Origin of the sequence: Sphingomonas sp. BK580, from assembly GCF_014194975.1 — a bacterium.
Taxonomy (GTDB): Bacteria; Pseudomonadota; Alphaproteobacteria; order Sphingomonadales; family Sphingomonadaceae; genus Sphingomonas.
The window spans coordinates 295,967-318,617 of sequence record NZ_JACIAY010000002.1 but is presented as its reverse complement, the minus strand read 5'-3'; the positions used below and the strand labels follow the sequence as shown (position 1 = coordinate 318,617).

Genomic DNA, 22,651 nt, shown 5'->3' with positions numbered 1-22,651 from the left:
CCGACACGGGGCCGGGCCGCAGCGATGTGCCCCTTATGCGCTTCCGACCGTCAGCGCGGCGTGGCTCTCGTCGGACTTGCCCGACAGGCCGGGTACTTCATCGAGCTGCCGCAGATCCGTGAAACGCCCGCGCTCCTCGCGGTAGCGGACGATCTCGAAGCCATGCCCCCTCAGGCCGGGTACGGCGTCCAGCTCCTCCGCCGTCGCCGTGTTCACGTCGGTCCGCGATCCGTCTGTCATGCCATCCTCCAGGTTCGTCGACGCGCCGTCCGTCCGGCATGCGTGATCTGCGCGGGGAAGTCGATCGGGGTCCGCGCCCGCTCCCGAGACCGGCAGTGCCACAGTCCGCCGGCGTCCGCCCAGCGCCGCGCCACGCCGCCCGGTCGGCGCTCCCGCTGTCCCTGCGCGAGCCGCTCACCCGACCCCGCGCGGCCGGCCGACGTGCAGAGCATGCACCCGGCGGCGGCGTGGCCGACACCGCCGGCAGGATGGTCGTGGATCACACCGGCTCCCCCGGCGCCCAGGGGTCGCGCGCGCCGAGCAGCCGCTCGTCGAGCTCGAGCACGATCGCGAGGTGGCGTCGCTCGAGGTCGGGCAGTCGCCGCGGCGAGCCGCGCGCGACGTAGCGCGCCAGGTAACCGGGACTGCGCCCCACCTTCAGCGACAGCTGTGACAGGCTCTCGCCGCGCTCGGCGGCGACTCGGATGAGGGTCTCGCGGGCACTCATCGCCTTCCGATGGCTCAAACTTTCGAGTCGATCCAGCCTTTTTGTTCGCGCTATGTTCCGACATGCTGGCCGGATGGTCGGCCCGCCCAAGACACTCCACGATCTCCGCCGAGTCGAGGGCTCGGTGCGCGTCACGTGCCGCGCGTGCGGCGCGGTGAAGCAGCACGATCGCGAGGAGCTGATCGTCGGCCGCCACTTTCGGCGGCTGTCGATGGATTGGCAGGTGGTGCTGCGCGACCTGCCCTGCCACACCTGCGGCGGTAAGGACACGAAGGTCGACGGCGTCCCCTTCGGCGGCACCGCCCCGGAGATGCGCGCGAAGCGCGCGCGCACGACACTGATGAACTTGGCGCTGCGCGTACTGGAGGACGCGGCGCGCCGCTCGCGCGAGGAGGACGTCTGCACGCCGCCGCTGCGGCTGGCGCTGCGCGTGCTGCGGCTCTACCTGCCGGATCGCACGCTGCTGGTGGAGTTCTGGGACAGCGCCGCCAAGAGCCGCGGCGCCGCCTTCAGCCACGCGCTGGTGGTGCACCGCTGGATCGTGACGAAGCTGGTCGACGACGGTCATGCCGTATGGGCCGAGTTTCGGTGACAATCGCGTTGGACAAAAGTGAACGGCGCGTGATGTAAGTCCGTGAGGGGGACGAGCGCGATGAGGATCAAACCGGCGATGACCGGACTGTTGCTGGCCGTGGCCGCGGCCAGCGTTCGACTGCCGGCGGCTGCGCAGGACCTGCCGGACCCGATCGCCATGACGACGGATCCGGCAGACAGAGCCGTGTTGCCCGAGGTCGCGCGCGTGATCGGGTCCGGGAAGCCGGACAGGGCGGCGCTGGACGCGCTCCTGGTGAAACTGCCGCGGCCGACGCCACTCCGCGAGATGGTCCAGGCGATGCGTGCCGAGACGATCTCCTACGACGACACGGGCGGCGCGGCGAGCGCCATCGAGGAGGCACTGCGGCTGCTTCCCGACGATCCCCGGCCCAAAATGATCGCCACGCACATCTTCACCTTCAACGGTGCGCCGCAGCGGGCGGCCGACATCTGGCTGCAGGCCAGCCGCATCGCTCCCTGGCTGGCGCGGAGAAGTGACCGCTACGAGATGAACGCGCTGATCGGGCGGCTAGTCGACGTCGGGGACCGAGCGCGCGCGGACCGGGTGTCGGCGCGACTCGGCGAGATCGGCTACAGTATGGGTCTCGCGCCCGAACGATCGAGCGCCGCGCTCGCGAAGGTGCGCGAGGCGATCCGCGCCGGGGACGAGGCCGCCGCGCTGCAGGGCGTGACCGCGATCAGCGATCCGAGCCAGCAGCTGTCCCTCTACATCGACCGCAGGTACGCGACGCTCTGGCCGCGGATCGCGGAGTGGAGCGGTAGCGACCTGAGGCAGCAGCAGGTGCGCTACCTCGAGGAACTCCGCAGCGACTGGCAGGCGACGGACGATATCGAGACGGCCGTCCCCTACGCACGACAGCTGCAGAGCCTGCGCGCCTACGACGCGGTGGTGGCCTTGTTCCTGCCGCTGCTGGACAAAGTGGCCCCGGGTGATCCGGCGCCCGCGACCGAGTTCCTCACCTCCACCGTCTCGCGCGCACTGAACGTGCTCGAACGGCGCGACGAGGCGAAGGCGCTGCTGGCGCGCGTCGACGCCGCGTTCACCGATCGCTCGAACGCGCGCTCGCTCAACATCGAGGGAGGATATGTCAGCCTCCCGTCGATGGATGCGAAATGGGATGAGGTAATCGCTCACGCCGACGTGTTCCTCGCCCGCGCCAAGGAGATGGGCTATTCGGTGAACAGCTCGGCGACGGCGACGGTGCAGGGCTATCGCGCCTGCGCATTGTCGCGCACGGGGCGGGCAGAAGAGGCGCAGCAGGCGTCGAACGAGATCATGCGTGCCGCACGCCAGATGCCGAGCGTCGCGCTGAACCTGGTGATCTGCCGCGGCGAGATCAACGTGGGACGCAAGCTGCTCGTCTCGCTCCTCAGCGATGAGGCGACGCGCGACACCGCCCTGCGCTACGTTCAGCCGTTCACGGTGGAGCGCGAGACCGCCTGGAGCAGGTTGACGACGCCGACCTGGAAGGCGATCGCCGCGGCGCCGGAGGTGCGTGCTGCGGCGGAGAAGGTCGGACGGATCCTGCCGGCGCCGCTTCTCGAGACGCTACCGCCGGGCTTCGATCCGTACCGCCTGCCGCCCTCACAACGCGGTGGAGGGGCAACGAGCTAGGCACGACCGAGCAGATCGCTGGCGCTCATTCGACTTGGCGGGGTGGTGGCGCGCAGCCGTCCTGAGCGATGGCGCTGCCCGAAGCGCGACCCGTGCTCTCCGCCTCACGTCGCGCTATGTTGCTGATCGAACCACGATCGTGCAGCCTGCCGACGATGTGCAACCGCTATCGCATGACCGAGGCGCAGATCGCGCTGGCGACCCGCTACGGCGTCGCGGTGCCCTTCCCGCCCGACCTCGAGGTGCCGCCGCCCGAGCTCTTCCCCGACCGCCCCGCCTATGTCGTGCGCGCGACCGACACCGGCCGCGCGCTCGACGCGATGGCCTGGGGCTTCCCGCACCAGGTGCCGGGCAAGCGCATCGACAAGACGACCGGCCGGCCGGTCCTGCTCACCAAGAAGATCACCAACGTCCGCAATTACACCTCGCCGTTCTGGCGCTCGGCGCTGGCCAACCCGCGGCGGCGCTGCCTGGTGCCGTTCACCGCCTTCAGCGAGTACGGCCAGCACCGCGGCGTCGACGGCAAGCTCCCGCTCCACTGGTTCGACGTGCCGAGCCGCGCGGTCGTCAGCTTCGCCGGCGTGTGGCGCCCGACCGAGCAGGGCGCGGTGTTCGCCTTCCTGACGTGCGACCCCAACCCGCTGGTCGCGCCGATCCATCCCAAGGCGATGCCGGTGCTGCTCCATGAAGAGGATGAGGAGCGCTGGCTGAGCTGCCCCTTCGACGAGGCAGTCGCGCTGGCGCAGCCGTATCCGTCGCAGCTGATGGCGGTGGCAAGCGAGAGCTGACGACGTTTGATCGGGCGACGCTGCGGCGAGTCTCCACCGCTGAGAGCCCGCCGGTGGCGCTCGTCGCCGTGTGGCTGGCCGGTCGTGGAACGGGTCCTGCCGTCGCCGCGCGCGTGCTCAGCACTCCACGACATTGACCGCCAGGCCGCCGAGGCTCGTCTCCTTGTACTGGCTGCGCATGTCCTCGCCCGTCTGGCGCATCGTCTCGATCACCGCGTCGAGGCTCACGACGTGGCTGCCGTCACCGCGCAGCGCGAGATAGGCGGCGTTGATCGCCTTCACCGCGCCCATCGTGTTGCGCTCGATGCAGGGGATCTGGACGAGCCCCGCGATCGGGTCGCAGGTGAGCCCCAGATTGTGCTCCATGCCGATCTCGGCGGCGTTCTCGACCTGCCGGTCGGTCCCGCCCAGCACCGCGGCGAGCGCGCCCGCCGCCATCGAGCAGGCCACCCCCACCTCACCCTGGCACCCCATCTCGGCGGCCGAGATCGAGGCGCGCTTCTTGTACAGCATGCCGATCGCCGCGGCGGTGTAGAGGAAATGGCGTGCCCCCGCCCGCGTCGCGCCCGGTACCAACACCTCGTAGAAGCGCAGCACCGCCGGCAGCACTCCCGCGGCGCCGTTGGTCGGCGCGGTGACGACGCGACCGCCCGCGGCATTCTCCTCGTTCACCGCGATCGCCCACAGACTGACCCACTCGAACACCGCGGCGGGACGGTGCTCCGGGCCACAGCGCGACAGCGACTCATGCAGCGCGCGCGCGCGGCGGCGCACGCGCAGCCCGCCCGGCAGCGTACCCTCCTGCGCGATGCCGCGGTCGATGCAGGCGCTCATCGCGTCGCGCACCGAGTCGAGGAAAGCGTCGCTCTCGGCCGGCGAGCGCCACGCCTCCTCGTTGGCGCGGACGAGGGCGCCGATGCTGAGGCCGGTCTCCTCGCACCGTGCCAGCAGCTCGGCGCTCGACGAGAAGGGGTGCGCCACCGCGACATTGTGCGTGTCGCGCGGCGCGCCGAGCCGAAGGATCGCCCCGCCGCCGATCGAGAAATAGGTCTCCTCCAGCGTCGCGCCGTCGTCATAGGCCGCGGTGAAGCGCATCCCGTTGGGATGCTGCGGCAGGAAGGTCCGCGGGTGGAAGACGAGGTCGGCCGCGATATCGAAGTCGATCGCCCGCGCGCCGCCGAGCGGGAGCCGCTTGGTCTCGCGGACCGCGGCGACGATCGCCGGCGCGGTGTCGGGATCGAGCCGTTCGGGCAGCCAGCCAGCCAGCCCGAGCAGCGTCGCGGTGTCGGTGGCGTGGCCGCGCCCGGTCAGCGCGAGCGAGCCGTACAGCGCGCAGCTGACACGGCCTGGTGCGCGCTGGCCAGCGATGGCGCGCTCGGCGAAATCGTGCGCGGCGCGCATCGGGCCGACCGTGTGCGAGCTCGACGGCCCGACTCCGATCGTGAACAGCTCCGCCACGCTGATCGGGCGCGTCGCGCCGCGATCGAGCGGCGCCATCTCAGGATCGATCGGCACGCACTCTCCCCGACCGCTCGCCGCGGCCCATGCCCCTCTGTCCCTTGTGCCTGAGATCGCTATCCCGTCGGCGGACGCGTCACCGCGCCTCTCTCCAGATGTTGGCGTCGGCGGGTCCTTTTACCTGAGAGTTTCCGGGGCGGTTGCTCCTTCGGTGCCGGATCTGCCCCGGTCTCTCCCACGTCGACGCGCCCGCTATCCCGCGCCCTGCCGTGCCGGTCAAGCCGCCGCGGCGCGCGCTCTCTGCCGGAGCGGGTCAGCGCCAGCCGAGCGCCGGCGCGACATGCGTCATGATCGCCTCGAGCACGTGCGCGTTATAGTCGACGCCGAGCTGGTTGGGCACGGTCAGCAGCACCGTGTCGGCCTCGGCGATCGCGGCGTCGGCGCGCAGCTGCTCGATCAGGCGATCCGGCTCGGCGGCATAGGAGCGACCGAACACCGCGCGCATCGAGTCGATCACGCCGATCTGGTCCTCGCCCCCGGCGTGGCCGAAATAGGCGCGGTCGCGATCGTCGACCAGCGCGAAGATCGAGCGCGACACCGAGACGCGCGGCGCCCAGTCGTGCCCCGCCTCCGCCCAGGCCGCGCGATAGGCACGGATCTGGCGCGCCTGCTGGACGTGGAAGGGCTCGCCGCTCTCGTCCTGCTTCAGCGTCGAGCTCTGCAAATTCATCCCCTGCCGCGCCGCCCAGACCGCGGTGGAGTCCGACGCCGAGCCCCACCATATCCGCCGCCGCAGGCCCGCCGCGTGCGGCTCGAGCCGCAGCAGCCCCGGCGGATTGGGAAACATGGGCCGCGGGTTGGGCTGGGCGAAGCCCTCGCCCTTGAGCAGCTCGAGATAGACCTCGGCGTGGCGCCGACCCATGTCGGCGTCGCTCTCGCCCTTGCCCGGCGCATAGCCGAAGTAGCGCCATCCCTCGATCACCTGCTCGGGCGAGCCGCGGCTGATGCCGAGCTGGAGACGACCTCCCGCGATCAGGTCGGCCGCACCCGAATCCTCCGCCATGTAGAAGGGGTTCTCGTAGCGCATGTCGATCACGCCGGTGCCGATCTCGATCCGCTTCGTGCGCGCACCGACCGCCGCGAGCAACGGGAACGGCGAGGCGAGCTGGCGCGCGAAATGATGGACGCGATAATAGGCGCCGTCGACGCCGAGCTGCTCGGCCGCCTCGGCGAGTTCGATCGACTGCAGCAGCACGTCGCTGGCGGAGCGCGTCGCCGACTGCGCCGTCGGCGACCAGTGGCCGAACGACAGGAAACCGATCTTCTTCATGTTGTTCTCCCGCGCCTCGGCGCCCCGTTCAGCCGCTGAGGTGGCGGCGCGGCCGATCGGTGGCAAGCGCGGCGAAACGAAACGATGCGTTACGGCGCGTCGCGTCGCACCCGCGCGGCGACCGCATCGAAGGCCTCTCGCGCGCCCGCCACCGCACGCTCCTCCTCATCGGCCGACAGCGCGATCGCGTCCACTGCGGCGGTGAAGTCGCGCCAGTGTCGCGCGCGCCCCCCGGCATGGCCCGCCAAGTGACGCGCGCCGAAGCTCGGCCCGAGCCCCAGCGTCATCGCCGCCTTGAGCAGGATCGCGGCGCCCAGGCTCGAGCCCTCGGCGACGTAGAGCCACCCCAACGCCGTGCCGCGGTCCGGCGCGACCCCGGCGACGAAGCGCGGCGACGGCGGCGACGCGAGCGTCAGGTGGAGATCCGCCGCGTCCTGCTCGATCGCCGCCAACCGCGCGCGCGCGGCGAGATCGGGGATCAGCGCGGCAAGGCTCGGCGCGGCGTAGAGCGGCGCGATCAGCGCGTGAAAGTCGCGATGGATCGCGAGCAGACGCGCGTACCGCACGCGGTCGCCGAACGGATCGAGTGCCATCACCGCCTGGTCGAGCCGTCGGTGCGCGACATCGGTGGCGGCGCGGAGGCGCTGCGTGCGCGTCGCGGTCGGCGCGGCTGCTGGGGACGATGTGGTCACTCGTCGCGGCTAGCATCCCGGCGGCGAGGGGCGCAACGCGCGCTTGCCAGGAGGACGCGGTATCCCGCATGCGGTGCGTCGACGTCGATCCGGGGGGCAGTACGTGGACGAGAGCGAGCGGTATGACGTGGTGATCGTCGGTGCCGGCCACGGCGGCGCGGCGGCGGCGGCCGCGCTGCGCCAGCGCGGCTTCGCGGGCAGCGTCGCGCTGATCGGCGCCGAGCCCGAGCTGCCCTATGAGCGCCCGCCGCTCTCCAAGGAGTATCTCGCCGGCGAGCGCGCGTTCGAACGCATGCTGATCCGGCCGGCGGCGTTCTGGCGCGAACGCGAGGTCACGCTGCTGCTGGGGCAGGCGGTGACCGCGGTCGATGCCGCGGCGCATCGCGTCACGCTCGCGGATGACCGCGTGATCGGCTACGGTCGGTTGATCTGGTCGGCGGGAGGCAGCGCGCGACGGCTCGCCTGCGACGGGCACGACCTCGCGGGTGTCCACACCGTCCGCTGCCGCGCCGACGTCGACCGCATGATCGCGGAGCTTCCCGGCGTGGAGCGGGTCGCGGTGGTCGGCGGCGGCTATGTCGGGTTGGAGGCGGCGGCGGTGCTCACCGCGCTCGGCCGCCGGGTCACCGTGATCGAGGCGCGGGAGCGGCTACTTGCCCGCGTCGCCGGCGCCGCGCTCGCTGATTTCTACGCCGCCGAGCATCGCGCCCGCGGGGTCGACGTTCGGCTCGGCGCGGAGGTCGATTCGATCGCGGGGAACGGCGGTGCGGCCGCCGGGGTGCGGCTCCGCGGTGGCGAGCGGGTAGCGGCGGAGATGGTGATCGTCGGTATCGGCCTCGTGCCGGCGGTCGCGCCGCTGCTCGCCGCCGGGGCGGAAGGGGGAGATGGCGTGATCGTCGACCCGCTCTGCCGCACCAGCCTGCCCGACGTCTACGCCATCGGCGACTGCGCCGCGCACCGCAACAGTTTCGCCGGCGGCGCGCTGGTGCGGCTCGAGTCGGTGCAGAACGCGACCGATCAGGCGGCGACCGTCGCCAGGCATCTCACCGGCACTGACGAACCCTATGTGGCGGTGCCGTGGTTCTGGTCGAATCAATATGACCTTCGGCTGCAGACCGTCGGCCTCTCCGCCGCGCACGACGAGGCGATCGTCCGCGGGGTGCCCGCGAGCCGCCGCTTCAGCGTGATCTATCGCCGGAACGGGCGCGTGATCGCGCTCGACTGCGTCAATGCCGCGCGGGACTTCGTCCGCGGGCGCGCGCTGGTGACCGCCGGGGCGGTCGTCGAGGCGGCGATACTGGCCGACACCGACGTGCCGCTCTGAGCGGTCGGGCCCCATGGCTGGGGCGGCGGATCCGCCGGAACGCCCGGAAGACCGGCGCCGGCGGCACTCTCGCCCCGGACCGACGACCTCTTCGCCTCATCTACGGCATCGCGACGGCTTTACTCCACCGGCGCCCCACTTGATACGACCTCGCACCGTCACGGATCGATCGCGGTGAGCTGTTGCGGCGCGATGACAGGTGTGTCCGTCCAGCCACACGCCGCGCTCGCGGGTCAGCGCGACGCGATCGTCGATCCGAGACGCGACAGACCGCGCTGCGCCAGCGCATGCGACGATTGCACGCTGCCGTCGGGCAGGTCCATCGCGACGGGCGCCTGATCGAGCACCTGACCGTACAGGGAACGGGCCTGGGCAGCGCGCCCGGTGCGCGCGTAGACCGCGGCGAGGTTGAGCATCAGCTCGGGGCGGGTCGGGAAGATCGCCCGCTCCGCGTCGATCGTCTGCTCCGCCTGAGCGAGGCTGCCCGCCGAGATCGCCTGATAGCCGACCCTGTCCTTGGCACTCGCCGCCGTTGCCGCCATCGGCGCCAACGCGGCGGCGACCACCCATCCCGACATGCGCATGATCTATCTCCATCCTTTCACACCGGAACGCATAGGTTACGGTTTTGTGACGTCAGGATGTCACTTTTCTGACAGCGCCGCAACAGGCGCCGTGACTGCGGCGGTGGCTCTGGAGATCGCCACCGTGAGTAAGGCAGACGATGGTCGAACCCACCGTCCTATCGTGCTGACGAAGCAATCGAAACATGTAGATAGCAGCCAACCGATGATGGTCGAGCTGTCACAACATCGTAACCGGTCTGACATCCAGACGAGGAAATGCCCCAAGATCATAATAGTGAGCGCGGGGCGAGACGGAGTGTGGCAACTTCCCCACCATTTGCGTCTCGGCCAGCGGATGGCTAGCGCGCATCGGATGACGCGCCAGTCGAACGGACCCGATCGTGACGTCCCACTCGCCATCTTCCAGCCTGCGCCGCCCTATCGGCGGATCCAATGACCTTCGGCGGGACAACATCTTCAAGCGGAGCGTCACCGCCCGCCTGCTCACGCCGCTGCTGGGCGCGCTCGCGCTCCTGTGGCTCCTGGCCGCTCTCACCTGGTTCGCCGCCCAGCAGGTCCACGACGTCAACGCCGCGGCCGCCGCGACTCAGGACCGGGTCGTCCTGCTCAGCGAGGTCCGCTCGCTCAGCCGATCACTCCAGCGCGACGCGCTCAACCTCGTGACCGAGCTCGATCCGACAGAGCGACAGACGATCCTGTACAAGTTCGCCACTCGGTCTCGCACGATGCGCGCCGATCTCCGCACCTTGCAGCGCGGCGCCCTGGGTTCGCTGCCGCCGCGCTTCTTCATGCTCTCCGATCGCGTCGTCGATGCCCTTCGCGCGGTGGCGCGCCAGGCGCAGGAGGGCGATCGCGCGGGCGCGCTGCGCCGCTTCCACCGCGAGGTCCGTCCCGCCGAGCGCGCCGCTTCCAAGGTGGTGGACGCCGAGATCGACGCGCTTACCGCCCGCACCAGCACGTTGCGCAGCGACGCGGCGGCCGTCGAGACTCGCGTCGCGCGCCGACTGATCGCCGCCGTCCTGCTGCTCACCGCCAGCGGGCTGGTCGCAGGCCTGATCATCACCCGACGCAGCGTCATCCTGCCCTTGCAGCAGCTCCGCTCCAGCATGCACGCGCTCGCCGCCGGCGGGGCACCCGTCCTCGTGCCGCAGCTCGGCCGCTCCGACGAGATCGGGCAGATGGCGCAGTCTCTCGCCGACCTCCAGCGTCAGCTCGCGCTGGCGGAGGCGGCCAAGCGCGAGCAGGCGCGCCAGATCGTCGGGCAGATCGGGCGCGCGCTCGACTCGCTCGCCCGCGGTGACCTCAGCGCGCGGGTGGACGAGGCGATGGCGGGCGAGTTCGCCAAGCTCGGCGCCGACCTCAACACCGCGATGCTGGCGGTCGGCGCCGCGCTCGCGACGGTGCGCAGCAGCGCCGCCGAGCTCGCCACCAGCGCCGACTCGCTTCGCGGCGCGTCGGACGATCTGGCGCGCCGCACCGAGGGCCACGCGGCCTCGCTGGCCACCACCGCCACCGCGGTGCACGAGATCACCCAGACGGTGCAGGAGACCGCCAATCTGGCAGGGCTCGCCGACGCGATGGTGGCGGAGGCGCGCGCCGATGCGGAACAGATGGGGGGCACGGTAGGTCGGGCTACCGAGGCGATGAGGGCGCTGGAGCGCTCCTCCGCCGAGATCGGCGAGATCATCAGCGTGATCGACGGCTTCGCCTTCCAGACCAGCCTGCTCGCGCTGAACGCCGGGATCGAGGCGGCGCGCGCGGGGAACGCCGGTCTCGGCTTCGCGGTGGTGGCGAGCGAGGTGCGCGCGCTGGCGCAGCGCTCGGCCGACGCGGCGCACGACGTCAAGGCGCGGATCACCGGCTCGATCCGTCAGGTCGACCTGGGCGTCAGTCTCGTCGCCGAGGCGGGCAACGCGCTGGCTCGGATCAAGGCGCGCGTGATCGAGGCGGCCGACCTCGTCGCCTCGATCTCGCATGCCGCGCGCGAGCAGTCGATCGGGTTGCAGCAGGTCAACGACGCGGTCGCGCAGATGGATGGCGCCACGCAGGACAATGTCGCGATGGTCCAGGAGGCGACCGAGGCAGTGCGCCGACTCGACTCGCTGGTCCGCACCATGACCGAGCAGGTCGACCGCTTCCGCCTCGATGCGCCGACGGCGACGCCGACGCGTGGCGGCGCGGTGCTACGCCGCTCCTGACCGATCACACCCCTCCCCGCCGCGGCGCATGCGGCCGCCGCGCGGGCCGCGACGAAAAAGGGCGGCCCCGCGGGACCGCCCTGTCACTCTGCCGAGCCTGGGTCCGGCTCAGAATTCTTTGTAGAACTGTTCGTTGCCGACGAAGCCCAGCTTGGTGATGTTCGACCGCTTGATGTCGGCCAGCGTCTGGTCGACGACCGAGTAGCGCGTCGCCGGATCGGGCTGGAACTGCAGCTCGGGTTCGGGCGTCATCGCGGCCGACTGGTCGAGGTACTGGCGCAGCACCGTCGAGTTCACCGGCGTGCCGTTCCAGGTGACGTTCCCCGCCGCGTCGATCGCGATCTTGTTCTTGACCGGGTCGACGGGAGGCTTGCGCTGGTTGGGGTCGTTGACCGGCAGGTCGACCTTCACCGCGTGCGTCGGAACCGGGAGGGTGATGATGAACATGATGAGGAGCACGAGCATGACGTCGATCAACGGCGTCGTGTTCATCTCCATCATCGGCTCGCCGTCGTCGCGGCCACCACTCATTGCCATGTCAGCTACTCCTGTCCCTTGGCCTCAGCCGGCGTCGCCGGTCTTCGGCTGCGAGATGAATCCGACCTTCGCGAAGCCGGCCATCTGCATGTTGTAGATCGTCCCTGCGACGCAGCGCCAGTCCGTGTTGACGTCGGCACGCACGTGCGCCTCGGGCAGCTCGAGGTCGGGGTTGCCCGGCCCGCCCTGCCGATCGATCTCAGCCTTCAGCTTCGCCACGGCGCGATCGAGCAGCTCCTGGTGGGTCACCGGGGTGACGCCCCAGTAGACCTTGCAGGCGCCGTCCGCCGCGGTGACCGACAGCGAGACGTTCTCTGGCTTGGTCGTGGTCGGGTCGAATCGGACGTTGGGGAGCGTGATGCCCTTGACCGTCTGAATGGCGACCGGGACCGCGATCAGGAAGATGATGAGGAGCACCAGCATGACGTCCACGAGGGGCGTCGTGTTGATGTCCGACATCGGTTTTTCAGCAGCGGAGTCACCGCCAACGCTCATCGCCATGGATCAGGCTTTCCTATTCCTTCGTCCCGCCGCGTCCCGCTCCCTGTCAGAGCGGCAGCGCGGCGGCCGGTGATCGGCGGGGCCGCCGCGATGGCGGCCCCGCGTCGCACCTTGTGCCTTACGAGCGGGTCTGCACGCCACCGGCCTGGCCGGCGGTCGTGGTCGCCGTCGCGGGCTTCACCGGGGCCTTCGCCGGGGTGGTGCCGAGCGACGGGCGCACCGCGCCGTTCGACGCCAGGAAGCCGAGCACGTCGTTCGAGAAGGCCGAGAGGTCCTCCGCGATCGACTTGTTGCGGCGCTGCAGCCAGTTGTACGCGAGCACGGCGGGAACCGCGACGACCAGGCCGAGCGCGGTCATGATGAGCGCCTCACCGACCGGGCCGGCGACCTTGTCGATCGAGGGATCGCCCGACGCGCCGATCTTGATCAGCGCGCGGTAGATGCCGACCACGGTGCCGAACAGACCGATGAACGGCGCGGTCGCCCCGACGGTCGCGAGGAAGGCGAGACCGCCGCCGAGCTTCGAGTTGATCGCCGACTCCGAGCGCGCCAGCGAACCGTGCAGCCAGTCGTGCGCCTCGACCGGATCGGTCAGCTTCGAGTGTTGCTCCTGCGCCGCCAGGCCGTCGTCGACCAGCTGCTTGTAGGCCGAGTTCTTGTCGAGCTTGGCCGAACCCTCGCGCAGCGAGTTGCTGGTCCAGAAGTTCGAGCGCACGCGCTTCGCCTGGTTGATGATCTTCTGCTGCTCGAACAGCTTCGAGAACAGGATGTAGAACGACACCACCGACATGATCACCAGGATGGTGAACACCGACTGCGAGATGATGCCGCCTTCCTTGAGCGCCTGCTGCAGGCCGAACTGGTTCTCGGCTGCCGCGGTCCCACCCGCGGCGAGGATGTTGATGATCATTCTTCGTCTTCCTTAAGCCAAAATGTTGTCGGCAGACGCGTCCGCGCCGCCATCTTCACGCGGATCAATTCTCCGGAAGCACCCAGCGCACCGGAAGGGTGTAGCTGGACGCGATCGGGTTGCCGGCAGCATCTTGCGCGGGCGTGAAACGCACGCGGGCCTTGGCAATGCGGCAGGTCGCCTGATCGAGCGCCGAGGAGTTGCTCGACGTCGTCACCGAGCAGTCGGTCACGCGGCCATCGGTCCCGACGGTCAGCTTGGCGACGACTCGCCCCTGCTCGCCGGCGCGGATCGCCGAGGGCGGGTAGTTGTCGGCGCCGAAATACTGGCCCGGGTTGCCTTTCAGACCCGCGGCCTTGCTTACCGCCGGTGCCGGAGGCGCGGGCGGAGCGGGCGGTGCGGGCGGCGCGACGACCGTCGTCGGCACGTAGACCGGCGGCGGAGTCGGAACCGTCGCGACCGTCACGGGCGGCGGGTTAGGATTCTGCACGATCGGCGGCGGCGACACCACCGGCGGCGGCGTCATCGGCACGTCGGGCGGCGGGGGCGGCGGCTCGTCCGGCGGCGGGGGCGGTGGCTCCTCGACGTCGAACGTGTTCAGCTTCTCAACCTGCTTCTTGACGAAATTTGTCGCGAGGCCGGTAACGAAGGCATAGCCGAGAGCGACGTGGATCAGCGCGACGATCACCAGCGCGCCGATCTTACCTCCGCTCATCTTCTGGTCAGAATAGGCCATTCAGCAACGAAACTCCCTCATCCTGCGGCCCTTGGGTGGCCGGAGCGGATCCGGCCTGGGTTGTTAACCGTTCCGTAGCATCCCCAGGGGCAGGCCACAGACGGTCGAGTCCTATCGCGCCCGTTTTGGGGACGCAAACGCTTTGTCGGGCGCAACAAACGTACAAACAAACGGCGACAGATTTATTTCTGTATCGTTCAGGCAGGTTCACGTACCCAGCGACCATGATCCTACGCCAGATTCGATCCCCGAGGCGAGCCCCCTTCGCGCTGCTCCCGATCATGCTCGCTGTCGCGTCGCTGGCGCCGACACCGCTCGCCGCGCAGGCACCGGCGCCGTCCGCCGCCGCACCCGCGGTCGACTATGCCGCGCTCGCCGACCTGGTGGTGCAGAGCCCGCTGATCATCGACGCGACGATTCGCTCCGCCGCCAGGATCAAGGGCGACGAGGCGGCCGGGCTCGCACCGGGACATACACGCTTCTACGTCGAGGCCGATGTCGGGACGCTGGTGCGCGGAAGCACCGCGATCCCGCAGCGCGTCGGCTGGGTGGTCGATGCCGCGCCCGACTGGCGCGGACGCGCGCCGAACTTGAAGAAGCGTCGCGTCCTCGCCTTCGCGCGGCCGGTGGCAGGTCGGCCCGACCAGGTGCAGCTCGTCACCCCCGCGGCGCAGCGCGACTGGACTCCGGCGGTCGATTCGCTCGCGCGTCAGATCGCCAGAGAGGCGAGTGCGCCGGACGCGCCCCCGATCATCACCGACGTCCGCAGCGCCTTCCACGTACCGGGCGCGCTGCCCGGCGAGGGTGAGACGCAGATCTTCCTGACCACGCAGGACAACCGCCCGGCGGCGCTGTCCGTCCTGCGGCGCCCGGGGGAGCAGCCGCGCTGGTCGGTCGCGCTCACCGAGATCATCGACGACGCCGCCGCCGCGCCGCGGCGCGACACACTGCTCTGGTATCGTCTCGCCTGCGCACTGCCGGCGACGCTGCCCGAGCGCGCCACCGCGTCGCTCGAGCCCGGCGACGCGACTCAGGCGCAGGCCGACTACCGCTACGTCATCGAGCAGCTCGGCCCGTGCCGTAATGGCACAGATGCGACCTCGATCAGCGCCGGTGCCGGACCAGCGTGATCCCGATCGATTCGCCCGCCTCGGCGATGGCGAGCTTGACGATCTTCACCGTGACCCGACGCACTCGCCGATCCTGGAGGAACAGCGTCTCGGCGATATGATCCGCCACCGCCTCGATCAGGGTGAAGTGACCCGCTGTGGCGAGTGCGTCGGTCGCGGCGTGGCGCAGGTCGAGGTAGTTCTTCGAGGCGCTCAGCGGCGTGTCGGGAGCGTAGCGCGCCGGGGCGTCGAGCAGCACGTTGAGCGAGATCCGCAGTGGCTGCGGCAGGTGCGTCTCCTCCGAGTAGATCCCGGTGAGCACCTGCACCACCAGGTCATGCACCTCCAGTTCCAGCGTATCATCGTCCATCTCGGGGCTCCCGCGCTCGGCCGCGCCGCGGCCGCTCATGCCAGCGGGCGCAGGTGGACGCGGTGGCGATCCGAGTCCAGCGCGGCGGCGTGATGGCGCGATCGTGGCGATTCGGCGGCGATCGCGGTTGCGTTCGGGCACGGTCCCGCTAAAGCGCCCGCGCCCAGGCTCGCTGCCGGGCGCGTAGGGAACATGCTGTGGTCGAATTGGTGGCGATCGAGACGGTGGCGGCGACGGCGATCGAGGCGCTGCTCGACCGCGCCTTCGGCCCCGATCGCCACGCCCGCACCGCCTATCGCCTGCGTGCCGGCACGGCGCCGCTGCGCGCGCTGAGCTTCGCGCTGGTGGAGCATGCGGCGCTGCTCGGCACGGTGCAATGCTGGCCGGTGCGCTTCCTCGGCGACGACGGTCGGGAGGTGCCGCTGGTGCTGGTCGGCCCCGTCGCGGTCGCGCCCGAGCGGCAGCAGGCCGGCCTCGGGCGCCGCCTCACCGCCGCCGCGCTCGCGGCCGCCGATTCGCGCGCGCTCGACCTGATGCTGATCGGCGATCCGGCCTATTACGGACGCTTCTTCGGGTTCAGCGCGGCGGCGACCGCGGGCTGGCGCCTGCCCGGCCCGGTGGAGCGTCACCGGCTGCTCGCTCGCGGCGCCGGGGTGCCGCACGGCGCGGGCGAGATCGCACCTCGCGTCACCGCCGCGGCCTGAACCTTTACCGCCGCCGCCGCGCGCCCTAACTGGCGCGCATGCCGATGGCACCCCCACCCGATTTCAGCACATTGTCGGTCGCCGACATCGCGCGCCTGGCCGAGAGCGACCAGCTGCCCCCGGTCGAGCGCTGGAACCCGACCCATTGCGGCGACAGCGAGATGCGGATCGCACGCGACGGCACCTGGTACCATCAGGGCAGCCCGATCACGCGCGCCGCGATGGTGCGCGCGTTCAGTCGCATCCTGCGCCGCGAGCCCGACGGCGCTCACGTGCTGGTCACGCCCGTCGAGAAGCTCGACATCGCGGTGGAGGACGCCGCGTTCGTCGCGGTCGAGCTCAAGGCCGAGGGCGAGGGCCGCGGCTCGACCCTCGCCTTCCGGCTCAACACCGGCGACGTGGTGACCGCCTCGGCGGACCATCCGCTGCGCTTCGTCGAGCGCGACGACGGCCCCCGCCCCTATCTGCTGGTGCGCGGCGGGCTGGAGGCGCTGGTGGCCCGGCCGCTCTACTATGAGCTGGCCGAGCGCGCGCTCGCGGGCGACGACTCGCCGCCGGGCGTGTGGAGCGCGGGCGCCTTCTTCCCGCTACAGCCGCGATGACGCTGGCCGAGCGGCTCGCCGCCGCCCTGGTGTCCGACGAGGCGACCGCGCTGATCGCGGGCGACGACGGTGACCTCTCGGGCGGCGCCGCGCTGACCGAGGCGGCGGTGCTGGTCGCGGTGACCGACCGGGCGCGGCCCGGCGTGATCCTGACCCAGCGGACCGAGACGTTGCGCCGCCACGCCGGCCAGGTCGCCTTCCCCGGCGGCCGGCTCGACCCCGGCGAGGATGCGATCATCGCGGCGCTGCGCGAGGCCGAGGAGGAGATCGCGCTGCCGCGGGAGGCGGTGGAGGTGATCGGCGCGTCGGACCGCTATCGCACCGGCACCGGCTATTGCGTCACCCCCGTCATCGGCGTCGTGCCGCCCGACCTGCCGCTGGTGGCGAGCGAGGCCGAGGTGGCGGCGGTGTTCGAGGTGCCGCTCGACTTCCTGCTCGACGCCGCGAATCACCACGCGCGCACCGCCACCTTCCAGGGACGCGAGCGCGCCTATGTCGAGCTGCTGTGGGGCGAGCGCCGCATCTGGGGCGCCACCGCGGGCATGATCGTCAACCTGTCGCGGCGGCTGCGATGGGCGGCGTGACGCTGCCGGAGGCGCCGTGGCGCGCTCGCCCCGGCCTCGCGGCGCTGGAGCGCGCGCTCGACGCCGCCGGCGGGCGAGCACGGTATGTCGGCGGCGCGGTGCGCGACACCTTGCTCGGGCTCGACGTCGCCGACATCGATCTGGCCACCCCCTTCGTGCCGGAGGAGGTGGTGCGCCGACTCGAAGGCGCCGGGATCCGCGCGGTGCCGACCGGGATCGCGCACGGCACCGTCACCGCGGTGAGCCAGGGCTCGGTTGTCGAGGTGACGACGCTGCGCCGCGACGTCGCCACCGACGGGCGCCACGCGGTCGTCGCCTTCGCCGACGATTGGCGCGAGGACGCCGCGCGGCGCGACTTCACGATCAACGCGCTCTACGCCGACCCGGTCGGCGGCGCGATCCACGACTATTTCGGCGGCCTCGACGACCTCGCCGCGCGGCGCGTGCGCTTCATCGGTGACCCGCACCGCCGGATCGCCGAGGATCACCTGCGCATCCTGCGCTTCTTCCGCTTCCACGCGCGCTTCGGCGACGCGATCGACGCCGAGGGACTCGCCGCCTGCGTCGCGCGCGCCAACGACCTGATGGCGCTGAGCCGCGAGCGAGTCGCCGCCGAGCTGCTCAAGCTGCTCGTCGCTCCGGGTGCGGTCGCGGTGGTGCGGCTGATGCACGAGAGCGGCATCTTCCGCCCGGTGCTGCCCGAGATCGACCGCGACGGGGTGGCGCGGCTCGCCGCCGTGGCCGAGCGCGAGCGTGCCGCCGGGGTCGCGCCGGACTCGATCCGCCGCCTAGCCGCGCTCCTCCCGCCTGCCGCCGCCGAGGGAGTAGGCGCGCGGCTGAAGCTCTCGAACGCCGACCGCAAGCGGCTGGTGCAGGCGAGCGCGGGCCCCGGTGACGAGGGGGCGCGCGCGCTCGGCTATCGAGTCGGCACCGCCAGCGCGCTCGACCGCCTGCTGCTCGCCGGGGCCGATCCCGCGCCGCTCAGCGACTGGATGCCCCCTGTCCTGCCGATCGGCGGCGGTGCGCTGGTGGCGCGCGGGCTGACGCGCGGGCCCGAGGTCGCGCGCGTGCTCAGGCGAGTCGAGGATCGCTGGATCGCCGAGGGCTTCCCCGACGCGGCGCGCGCCGAGGCGATCGCCGACGAGGAAGTCGCTCAGGCGTTGCGGGCGACCAGGAACTCATAGGCCGCGTCGGCGTCGAGCGGGCGGGCATAGGCATAGCCCTGGCCGTAGGTGCAACCGAGCGCGCCGAGCGTCTGTCCCAGCTCGATCGTCTCGATACCCTCCGCCACCGTGTCCATGCCCAGCGCCTTGGACAGGCCGAGGATCGCGCGCACGATCGCGAGCTGATCGCGGTCGGTCAGCATGCCGGTGACGAAGCTGCGATCGATCTTGAGCAGGTCGATCGGCAGCGTGTGCAGCGACGCCAGGTTCGAGAAGCCGGTGCCGAAATCGTCCATCGCGATGACGGTGCCGAGCTCCTTCAGCGCCATCAGCACGCCCGCGATCCGGTCGGGGTCGGCGATGATCGCGCTCTCGGTCAGCTCGAGCTTGAGCCGCCCGCCGCCGAGCCCCGCCGCGCCGAGCGCGCGCTCGACCATCCCGGGGATCGAGTCGCGCTGCAGCTGGATCGGCGAGACGTTGACCGCCACCGCCGCGCCGCACGCGCCGCCCCAGCGCCGGTCCCAGCCGGCGAGCGTCTGCATCGCGGTGTCGACCGCCCATCGCCCGAGCGGGATGATGAGCCCGGACTCCTCGGCCACGGGGATGAATCGCACCGGCGGCACGTTGCTGCCCTGCTCGTCGGTCCAGCGCGCCAGCGCCTCGAACCCGCTGACCTTGCCCGAGGTGAGATCGAGGATCGGCTGGTAGACGAGATGGAGCTGCTCGTTCTCGATCGCGCGGCGCAGCGCGGTCTCCATCGCGAACTCCTCGCGCGCGCTGTCGAGCGCGCGGGTCTGATAGGCCTCGGCGCTCTTGGTCGCCTTGGAGCGCTTCATCGCCACCTGGGCGTGGCGGATCACGTCCTCGGCGTCGTCGGTGGCCGAGTCGCCGAAGGCGATGCCGATCGCGCAGGAGACGCGCAGCTCGAAGTCGCCCAGCCGGAAGGGGGTCGCCAGCGCCTCGCGGATGCGGCGCGCGACATGGTCGGCCTCGTGGTCGTCCTGGTCGATCGTGAGCAGCACGCCGAACTCGTCGCCGCCGGTGCGCGCCAGCACGTCGCGGCTGCGCAGCGCGCCCTTGATCCGACGCGCCACCGTGATCAGCAGCTCGTCGCCGGTGAGCGAGCCGAGGCAGGCGTTGAAGCGGCTGAAACGCTCCAGGTCGATCATCAGGACCGCCCAGCGCGCCGCGCCTTCCTCGATCATCGCCTCGAGCGAGTCGGTGAAGCCGCCGCGGTTGGGCAGGCCGGTGAGGCTGTCGGTCGCCATCTCGCGGCGCAGCGTCTCCTCGGTGCGCACCTCGGCGGTCTGGTCGACGAAGGAGACCACCGCGGTGGGTTCGGGCCGGTCGGGGATCAGCGCGAAGCTGAGGCGGTAATGGCGCCGCTCGACCGTCTCGCCGGTCGACCAGTTGATCTCGGCCTGGTCGTGGCCGGTGCGCAGGAAGGACGCGATCAGCGGGTCGATCGCGCGCTCCTGCTGCAGTCCCGCGCGCAGGAAGGCGGGATTGCTGTCCTCATAGTCGACCCGCCCCGCGCGCAGCCGCGCGATCACCAGCGGGATCGGCACGAGCTCGAGCGAGCCGTGCGCCGCGGACAGCCCGAGGCCGGGTGCGACCGCGGCGCGGCCGTGCACGGCGGAGATCGAGTCGGCCGATGCCGTCGCCAACAGGGGAGAGCGCGTTGCCATCACGACCTGTCCTAGATCGCAACGGTTAAGACCGGCTTACGGAAAGCAAGTTGGGCCGAAACGGTTGTATTTAGCGGACAGGCACGAGCGTGCCGGAACGGGACGCTGCGCCTCCGAGGGGGGAGGTCAGAAGCGATTGTCGCGCGGGAAGCCGGTGGGCGGCATGCGACCGGCCGCGCCGCGCGCCGTCCGCCACGCCGACAGGTCGGGCTCGGTGCGCACGCGCCCGCTGCCCCCGCCCATCGCCCAGCTCAGGCCCTCGGCGAACACCAGGGTGCGCGCGTCGGCGAGGCCACCCTCGCGGTAGCGCTGCAGCTGCACCCCCTGCCCGCGCGTCATCTCAGGCAGGTCGACCATGGGGAAGAGCGCGAGCTTGCGATTGTCCCCGATCACCGCGACGAAATCGTCCCCCGGCGCCACCGGGCGAACCACGATCAGCCGCGCGCCGGGTTTCGGAGTCATCACCGTCTTGCCCTTGCGGGTCTCGGCGATCACCTCGGCGCTCGGCACGATGAAGCCGCGGCCGTCGCTCGCCGCCACCAGCAGCCGCTCGGCCGCGCCGGCACGGAGCAGCGCCACGATCGGCACGCTGCCGTCCAGATCGATCGAGGCGCGCACCGGCTCGCCGAAGCCGCGACCGCCGGGCAGCTTGTCCGCCGCCAGCGTGAAGAAGCGTCCATTGCCCGCCGCCAGCAGCAGCTTGTCGGTGGTATGCGCGTGGAAGGCGAAGGCGGGGCCGTCGCCCTCCTTGAACTTCATCGTCTCCGGCGCGGACAGGTCGACGTGGCCCTTCATCGCGCGGATCCAGCCGCGCTCGGACAGGATCACCGAGATCGGCTCGCGCTCGATCATCGCCTCGAGCGGGATCTCGCGTGCGGCGGCCTGTTCCTCGATCGTCGTGCGGCGCGCGCCCAGCTTGGTCTCCGCGCCGTACCGATCGCGCACCTTGGTGAAGTCGCGCTTCAGCCGGGTGCGCTGACGCGCCTCCGAGCCGAGCAGCTGGGTGAGCGTGTCCTGCTCCTTCTCCAGCGCGTCGCGCTCGCGGCGCAACTCCATCTCCTCCAGCCGGCGGAGCGAGCGCAGCCGCATGTTGAGGATCGCCTCGGCCTGGCGGTCAGTGAGGTCGAACTCCGCCATCATCACCGCCTTGGGCTCGTCCTCGGTGCGGATGATCTCGATCACGCGGTCGAGATTGAGGAAGGCGATGATATAGCCGCCGAGCAGCTCGAGCCGGTCGGCGATCTTGCCGAGCCGATGCTCGGTGCGCCGGCGCAGCACCACGAACTGGTGCTCGACCCAGGCCGCCAGCGCCTCGCGCAGCGACATCACGCGCGGCGTGCGATCCTTGTCGAGCACGTTGAGATTGAGCGGGATGCGCGTCTCCAGGTCGGAGAGGCGGAACAGCCCGTCCATCAGCACCTGCGGATCGACGGTGCGGCTGCGCGGCTCGAGCACCAGCCGGATCTCGGCGTCGCTCTCGTCGCGCACGTCGGCCAGGATCGGCAGCTTGCGGTCGTTGATCAGCGCGGCGACCTGCTCGATCAGCTTGCCCTTCTGCACGCCGTACGGGATCTCGTTGACGACGATCGTCCAGCCGCCGCCCTTCTCGCGCTCGATCGCCCAGCGCGCGCGCACGCGGAAGGCACCGCGCCCGGTGGCATAGGCCTCGGCGATGATCGCGGGCGAGTCGACCAGCAGGCCGCCGGTGGGGAAGTCGGGACCGCTGACGTGCTGCAGGATCGCGGCATCGTCGGCGTCGGGCTGGTCGACCAGCAGGATCGCGGCCTCGAGCAGCTCGGCGGCGTTGTGCGGCGGCACGCTGGTCGCCATGCCGACCGCGATCCCGGCCGCGCCGTTGGCGAGCAGGTTCGGGAAGGCGCCGGGAAAGAGCTCGGGCTCCTGCTCCTCGCCGTTATAGGTCGGGCGGAACTCGGCGGCGTCTTCGTCGAGCCCGTCCATCAGGTCGATCGCGACCTGGGTCAGCCGCGCCTCGGTGTAGCGATAGGCCGCGGCGTTATCGCCGTCGATGTTGCCGAAATTGCCCTGGCCGTCGACCAGCGGGTAGCGCAGCGCGAAATCCTGCGCGAGCCGCACCATCGCGTCATAGACCGACTGGTCGCCGTGCGGGTGGTACTTGCCGATGACGTCGCCGACGACGCGCGCGCACTTCTTGTAGCCGGCGGCGGGATCGAGCCGCAGCAGCCGCATCGCCCAGAGCAACCGGCGGTGCACCGGCTTGAGCCCGTCGCGCACGTCGGGCAGCGAGCGCGCGGTGATCGTCGAGAGCGCGTAGACGAGGTAGCGTTCGGACAGCGCGCTGTCGAAGGGGGCGTCGAGCACGCCCACGGGCGGGTTGTCGGGGGGGAGAGCGGTCGCGTCGGTCGCCATGGCTCAGGCTGCTAGCAGCGCGCGC

The 22,651-nt window shown here is 71.2% G+C and carries 23 protein-coding genes and 1 riboswitch; of the genes, 10 read left to right on the top strand and 13 right to left on the bottom strand.

Going from position 1 to position 22,651, the window contains the following annotated elements; genetic code table 11:
* Positions 1–33: 33 nt before the first annotated feature.
* Together FHY05_RS04750 and FHY05_RS04745 are read right to left on the bottom strand one after the other, a co-directional pair.
* Positions 34–240 (bottom strand): helix-hairpin-helix domain-containing protein, encoded by a 207-nt coding sequence (locus tag FHY05_RS04750; RefSeq protein WP_183943241.1) that lies wholly within the window; start codon positions 238–240, stop codon positions 34–36.
* 259 nt (positions 241–499) lie between these two features.
* Positions 500–727: a hypothetical protein gene (locus tag FHY05_RS04745; protein WP_183943240.1), complete on the bottom strand. Its 228-nt coding sequence runs from the start codon at positions 725–727 to the stop codon at positions 500–502.
* 52 nt (positions 728–779) lie between these two features.
* Here FHY05_RS04745 and FHY05_RS04740 point away from each other — a divergent pair, with 52 nt between their 5' ends.
* The 3 genes from FHY05_RS04740 to FHY05_RS04730 all read left to right on the top strand — a co-directional run bounded on the left by FHY05_RS04740 (position 780) and on the right by FHY05_RS04730 (position 3,745).
* Positions 780–1,319 (top strand): hypothetical protein, encoded by a 540-nt coding sequence (locus FHY05_RS04740; protein ID WP_183943239.1) that lies wholly within the window; start codon positions 780–782, stop codon positions 1,317–1,319.
* A 78-nt stretch (positions 1,320–1,397) separates the two neighbouring features.
* Positions 1,398–2,957 carry a hypothetical protein gene (locus tag FHY05_RS04735; RefSeq protein WP_221191005.1) on the top strand — a complete coding sequence of 520 codons (1,560 nt, stop codon included), beginning with the start codon at positions 1,398–1,400 and terminating at the stop codon, positions 2,955–2,957.
* A gap of 116 nt (positions 2,958–3,073) precedes the next feature.
* Positions 3,074–3,745: an SOS response-associated peptidase gene (locus FHY05_RS04730; protein WP_260181220.1), complete on the top strand. Its 672-nt coding sequence runs from the start codon at positions 3,074–3,076 to the stop codon at positions 3,743–3,745.
* Positions 3,746–3,862: 117 nt separating this feature from the next.
* Here the strand turns inward: FHY05_RS04730 and FHY05_RS04725 are convergent, their stop codons facing one another.
* The 3 genes from FHY05_RS04725 to FHY05_RS04715 form a co-directional block, all read right to left on the bottom strand.
* Complete coding sequence (locus FHY05_RS04725; RefSeq protein WP_183943551.1) at positions 3,863–5,242, bottom strand: L-serine ammonia-lyase; 1,380 nt, start codon at positions 5,240–5,242, stop codon at positions 3,863–3,865.
* A 121-nt stretch (positions 5,243–5,363) separates the two neighbouring features.
* A riboswitch (glycine riboswitch) is annotated at positions 5,364–5,451 on the bottom strand.
* A gap of 65 nt (positions 5,452–5,516) precedes the next feature.
* Positions 5,517–6,533: an LLM class flavin-dependent oxidoreductase gene (locus FHY05_RS04720; protein WP_183943237.1), complete on the bottom strand. Its 1,017-nt coding sequence runs from the start codon at positions 6,531–6,533 to the stop codon at positions 5,517–5,519.
* 89 nt (positions 6,534–6,622) lie between these two features.
* A complete protein-coding gene (locus tag FHY05_RS04715; protein ID WP_183943236.1) occupies positions 6,623–7,225 on the bottom strand; it encodes a biliverdin-producing heme oxygenase in 603 nt (200 codons plus the stop codon).
* A 73-nt stretch (positions 7,226–7,298) separates the two neighbouring features.
* Here FHY05_RS04715 and FHY05_RS04710 point away from each other — a divergent pair, with 73 nt between their 5' ends.
* Positions 7,299–8,549 carry an FAD-dependent oxidoreductase gene (locus FHY05_RS04710; RefSeq protein WP_311732372.1) on the top strand — a complete coding sequence of 417 codons (1,251 nt, stop codon included), beginning with the start codon at positions 7,299–7,301 and terminating at the stop codon, positions 8,547–8,549.
* Positions 8,550–8,782: 233 nt separating this feature from the next.
* Here the strand turns inward: FHY05_RS04710 and FHY05_RS04705 are convergent, their stop codons facing one another.
* Positions 8,783–9,127, bottom strand: coding sequence for a tetratricopeptide repeat protein (locus tag FHY05_RS04705; RefSeq protein ID WP_260181219.1), 345 nt, complete (start codon positions 9,125–9,127; stop codon positions 8,783–8,785).
* 389 nt (positions 9,128–9,516) lie between these two features.
* Between FHY05_RS04705 and FHY05_RS04700 the strand changes: the two genes are divergently transcribed.
* A complete protein-coding gene (locus FHY05_RS04700) occupies positions 9,517–11,334 on the top strand; it encodes a methyl-accepting chemotaxis protein (RefSeq protein ID WP_183943234.1) in 1,818 nt (605 codons plus the stop codon).
* Between the two features lie 108 nt (positions 11,335–11,442).
* Here FHY05_RS04700 and FHY05_RS04695 read toward each other — a convergent pair whose 3' ends face one another.
* The 4 genes from FHY05_RS04695 to FHY05_RS04680 all read right to left on the bottom strand — a co-directional run bounded on the left by FHY05_RS04695 (position 11,443) and on the right by FHY05_RS04680 (position 14,018).
* A complete protein-coding gene (locus FHY05_RS04695) occupies positions 11,443–11,871 on the bottom strand; it encodes a biopolymer transporter ExbD (protein WP_183943233.1) in 429 nt (142 codons plus the stop codon).
* A 24-nt stretch (positions 11,872–11,895) separates the two neighbouring features.
* On the bottom strand, positions 11,896–12,372 hold the full coding sequence (locus FHY05_RS04690) for a biopolymer transporter ExbD (protein WP_183943232.1): 477 nt from the start codon (positions 12,370–12,372) through the stop codon (positions 11,896–11,898).
* A 118-nt stretch (positions 12,373–12,490) separates the two neighbouring features.
* Entirely contained in the window at positions 12,491–13,282 is a 792-nt protein-coding gene (locus FHY05_RS04685; protein WP_183943231.1) for a MotA/TolQ/ExbB proton channel family protein, read from the bottom strand.
* A 64-nt stretch (positions 13,283–13,346) separates the two neighbouring features.
* The gene (locus FHY05_RS04680) at positions 13,347–14,018 is read right to left on the bottom strand and encodes an energy transducer TonB (RefSeq protein WP_183943230.1); all 672 of its coding nucleotides are present in this window, start codon (positions 14,016–14,018) and stop codon (positions 13,347–13,349) included.
* Positions 14,019–14,299: 281 nt separating this feature from the next.
* Here FHY05_RS04680 and FHY05_RS04675 point away from each other — a divergent pair, with 281 nt between their 5' ends.
* The gene (locus FHY05_RS04675; RefSeq protein WP_260181217.1) at positions 14,300–15,148 is read left to right on the top strand and encodes a hypothetical protein; all 849 of its coding nucleotides are present in this window, start codon (positions 14,300–14,302) and stop codon (positions 15,146–15,148) included.
* Here the strand turns inward: FHY05_RS04675 and FHY05_RS04670 are convergent.
* A complete protein-coding gene (locus FHY05_RS04670) occupies positions 15,123–15,497 on the bottom strand; it encodes a dihydroneopterin aldolase (RefSeq protein ID WP_183919830.1) in 375 nt (124 codons plus the stop codon). The genes FHY05_RS04675 and FHY05_RS04670 overlap by 26 nt on opposite strands.
* 197 nt (positions 15,498–15,694) lie before the next feature.
* On the opposite strand from FHY05_RS04670, the gene FHY05_RS04665 reads away from it, so the two are divergent.
* The 4 genes from FHY05_RS04665 to FHY05_RS04650 are packed head-to-tail and all read left to right on the top strand — an operon-like array spanning position 15,695 to position 18,571.
* Positions 15,695–16,201, top strand: coding sequence for a GNAT family N-acetyltransferase (locus FHY05_RS04665; RefSeq protein ID WP_183943229.1), 507 nt, complete (start codon positions 15,695–15,697; stop codon positions 16,199–16,201).
* Positions 16,202–16,239: 38 nt separating this feature from the next.
* A complete protein-coding gene (locus FHY05_RS04660) occupies positions 16,240–16,803 on the top strand; it encodes a DUF1285 domain-containing protein (protein ID WP_183943228.1) in 564 nt (187 codons plus the stop codon).
* Positions 16,800–17,387, top strand: a complete 588-nt coding sequence (locus FHY05_RS04655; RefSeq protein WP_183943227.1) for a CoA pyrophosphatase — start codon at positions 16,800–16,802, stop codon at positions 17,385–17,387. Before FHY05_RS04660 ends, FHY05_RS04655 begins: the two co-directional genes overlap by 4 nt.
* Positions 17,375–18,571 (top strand): CCA tRNA nucleotidyltransferase, encoded by a 1,197-nt coding sequence (locus tag FHY05_RS04650; RefSeq protein ID WP_183943226.1) that lies wholly within the window; start codon positions 17,375–17,377, stop codon positions 18,569–18,571. Before FHY05_RS04655 ends, FHY05_RS04650 begins: the two co-directional genes overlap by 13 nt.
* Here the strand turns inward: FHY05_RS04650 and FHY05_RS04645 are convergent.
* A complete protein-coding gene (locus FHY05_RS04645; RefSeq protein WP_183943225.1) occupies positions 18,541–20,238 on the bottom strand; it encodes a bifunctional diguanylate cyclase/phosphodiesterase in 1,698 nt (565 codons plus the stop codon). The genes FHY05_RS04650 and FHY05_RS04645 overlap by 31 nt on opposite strands.
* Before the next feature lie 126 nt (positions 20,239–20,364).
* Positions 20,365–22,626, bottom strand: a complete 2,262-nt coding sequence (gene parC, locus FHY05_RS04640) for a DNA topoisomerase IV subunit A (protein WP_183943224.1) — start codon at positions 22,624–22,626, stop codon at positions 20,365–20,367.
* Positions 22,627–22,651 lie beyond the last annotated feature (25 nt).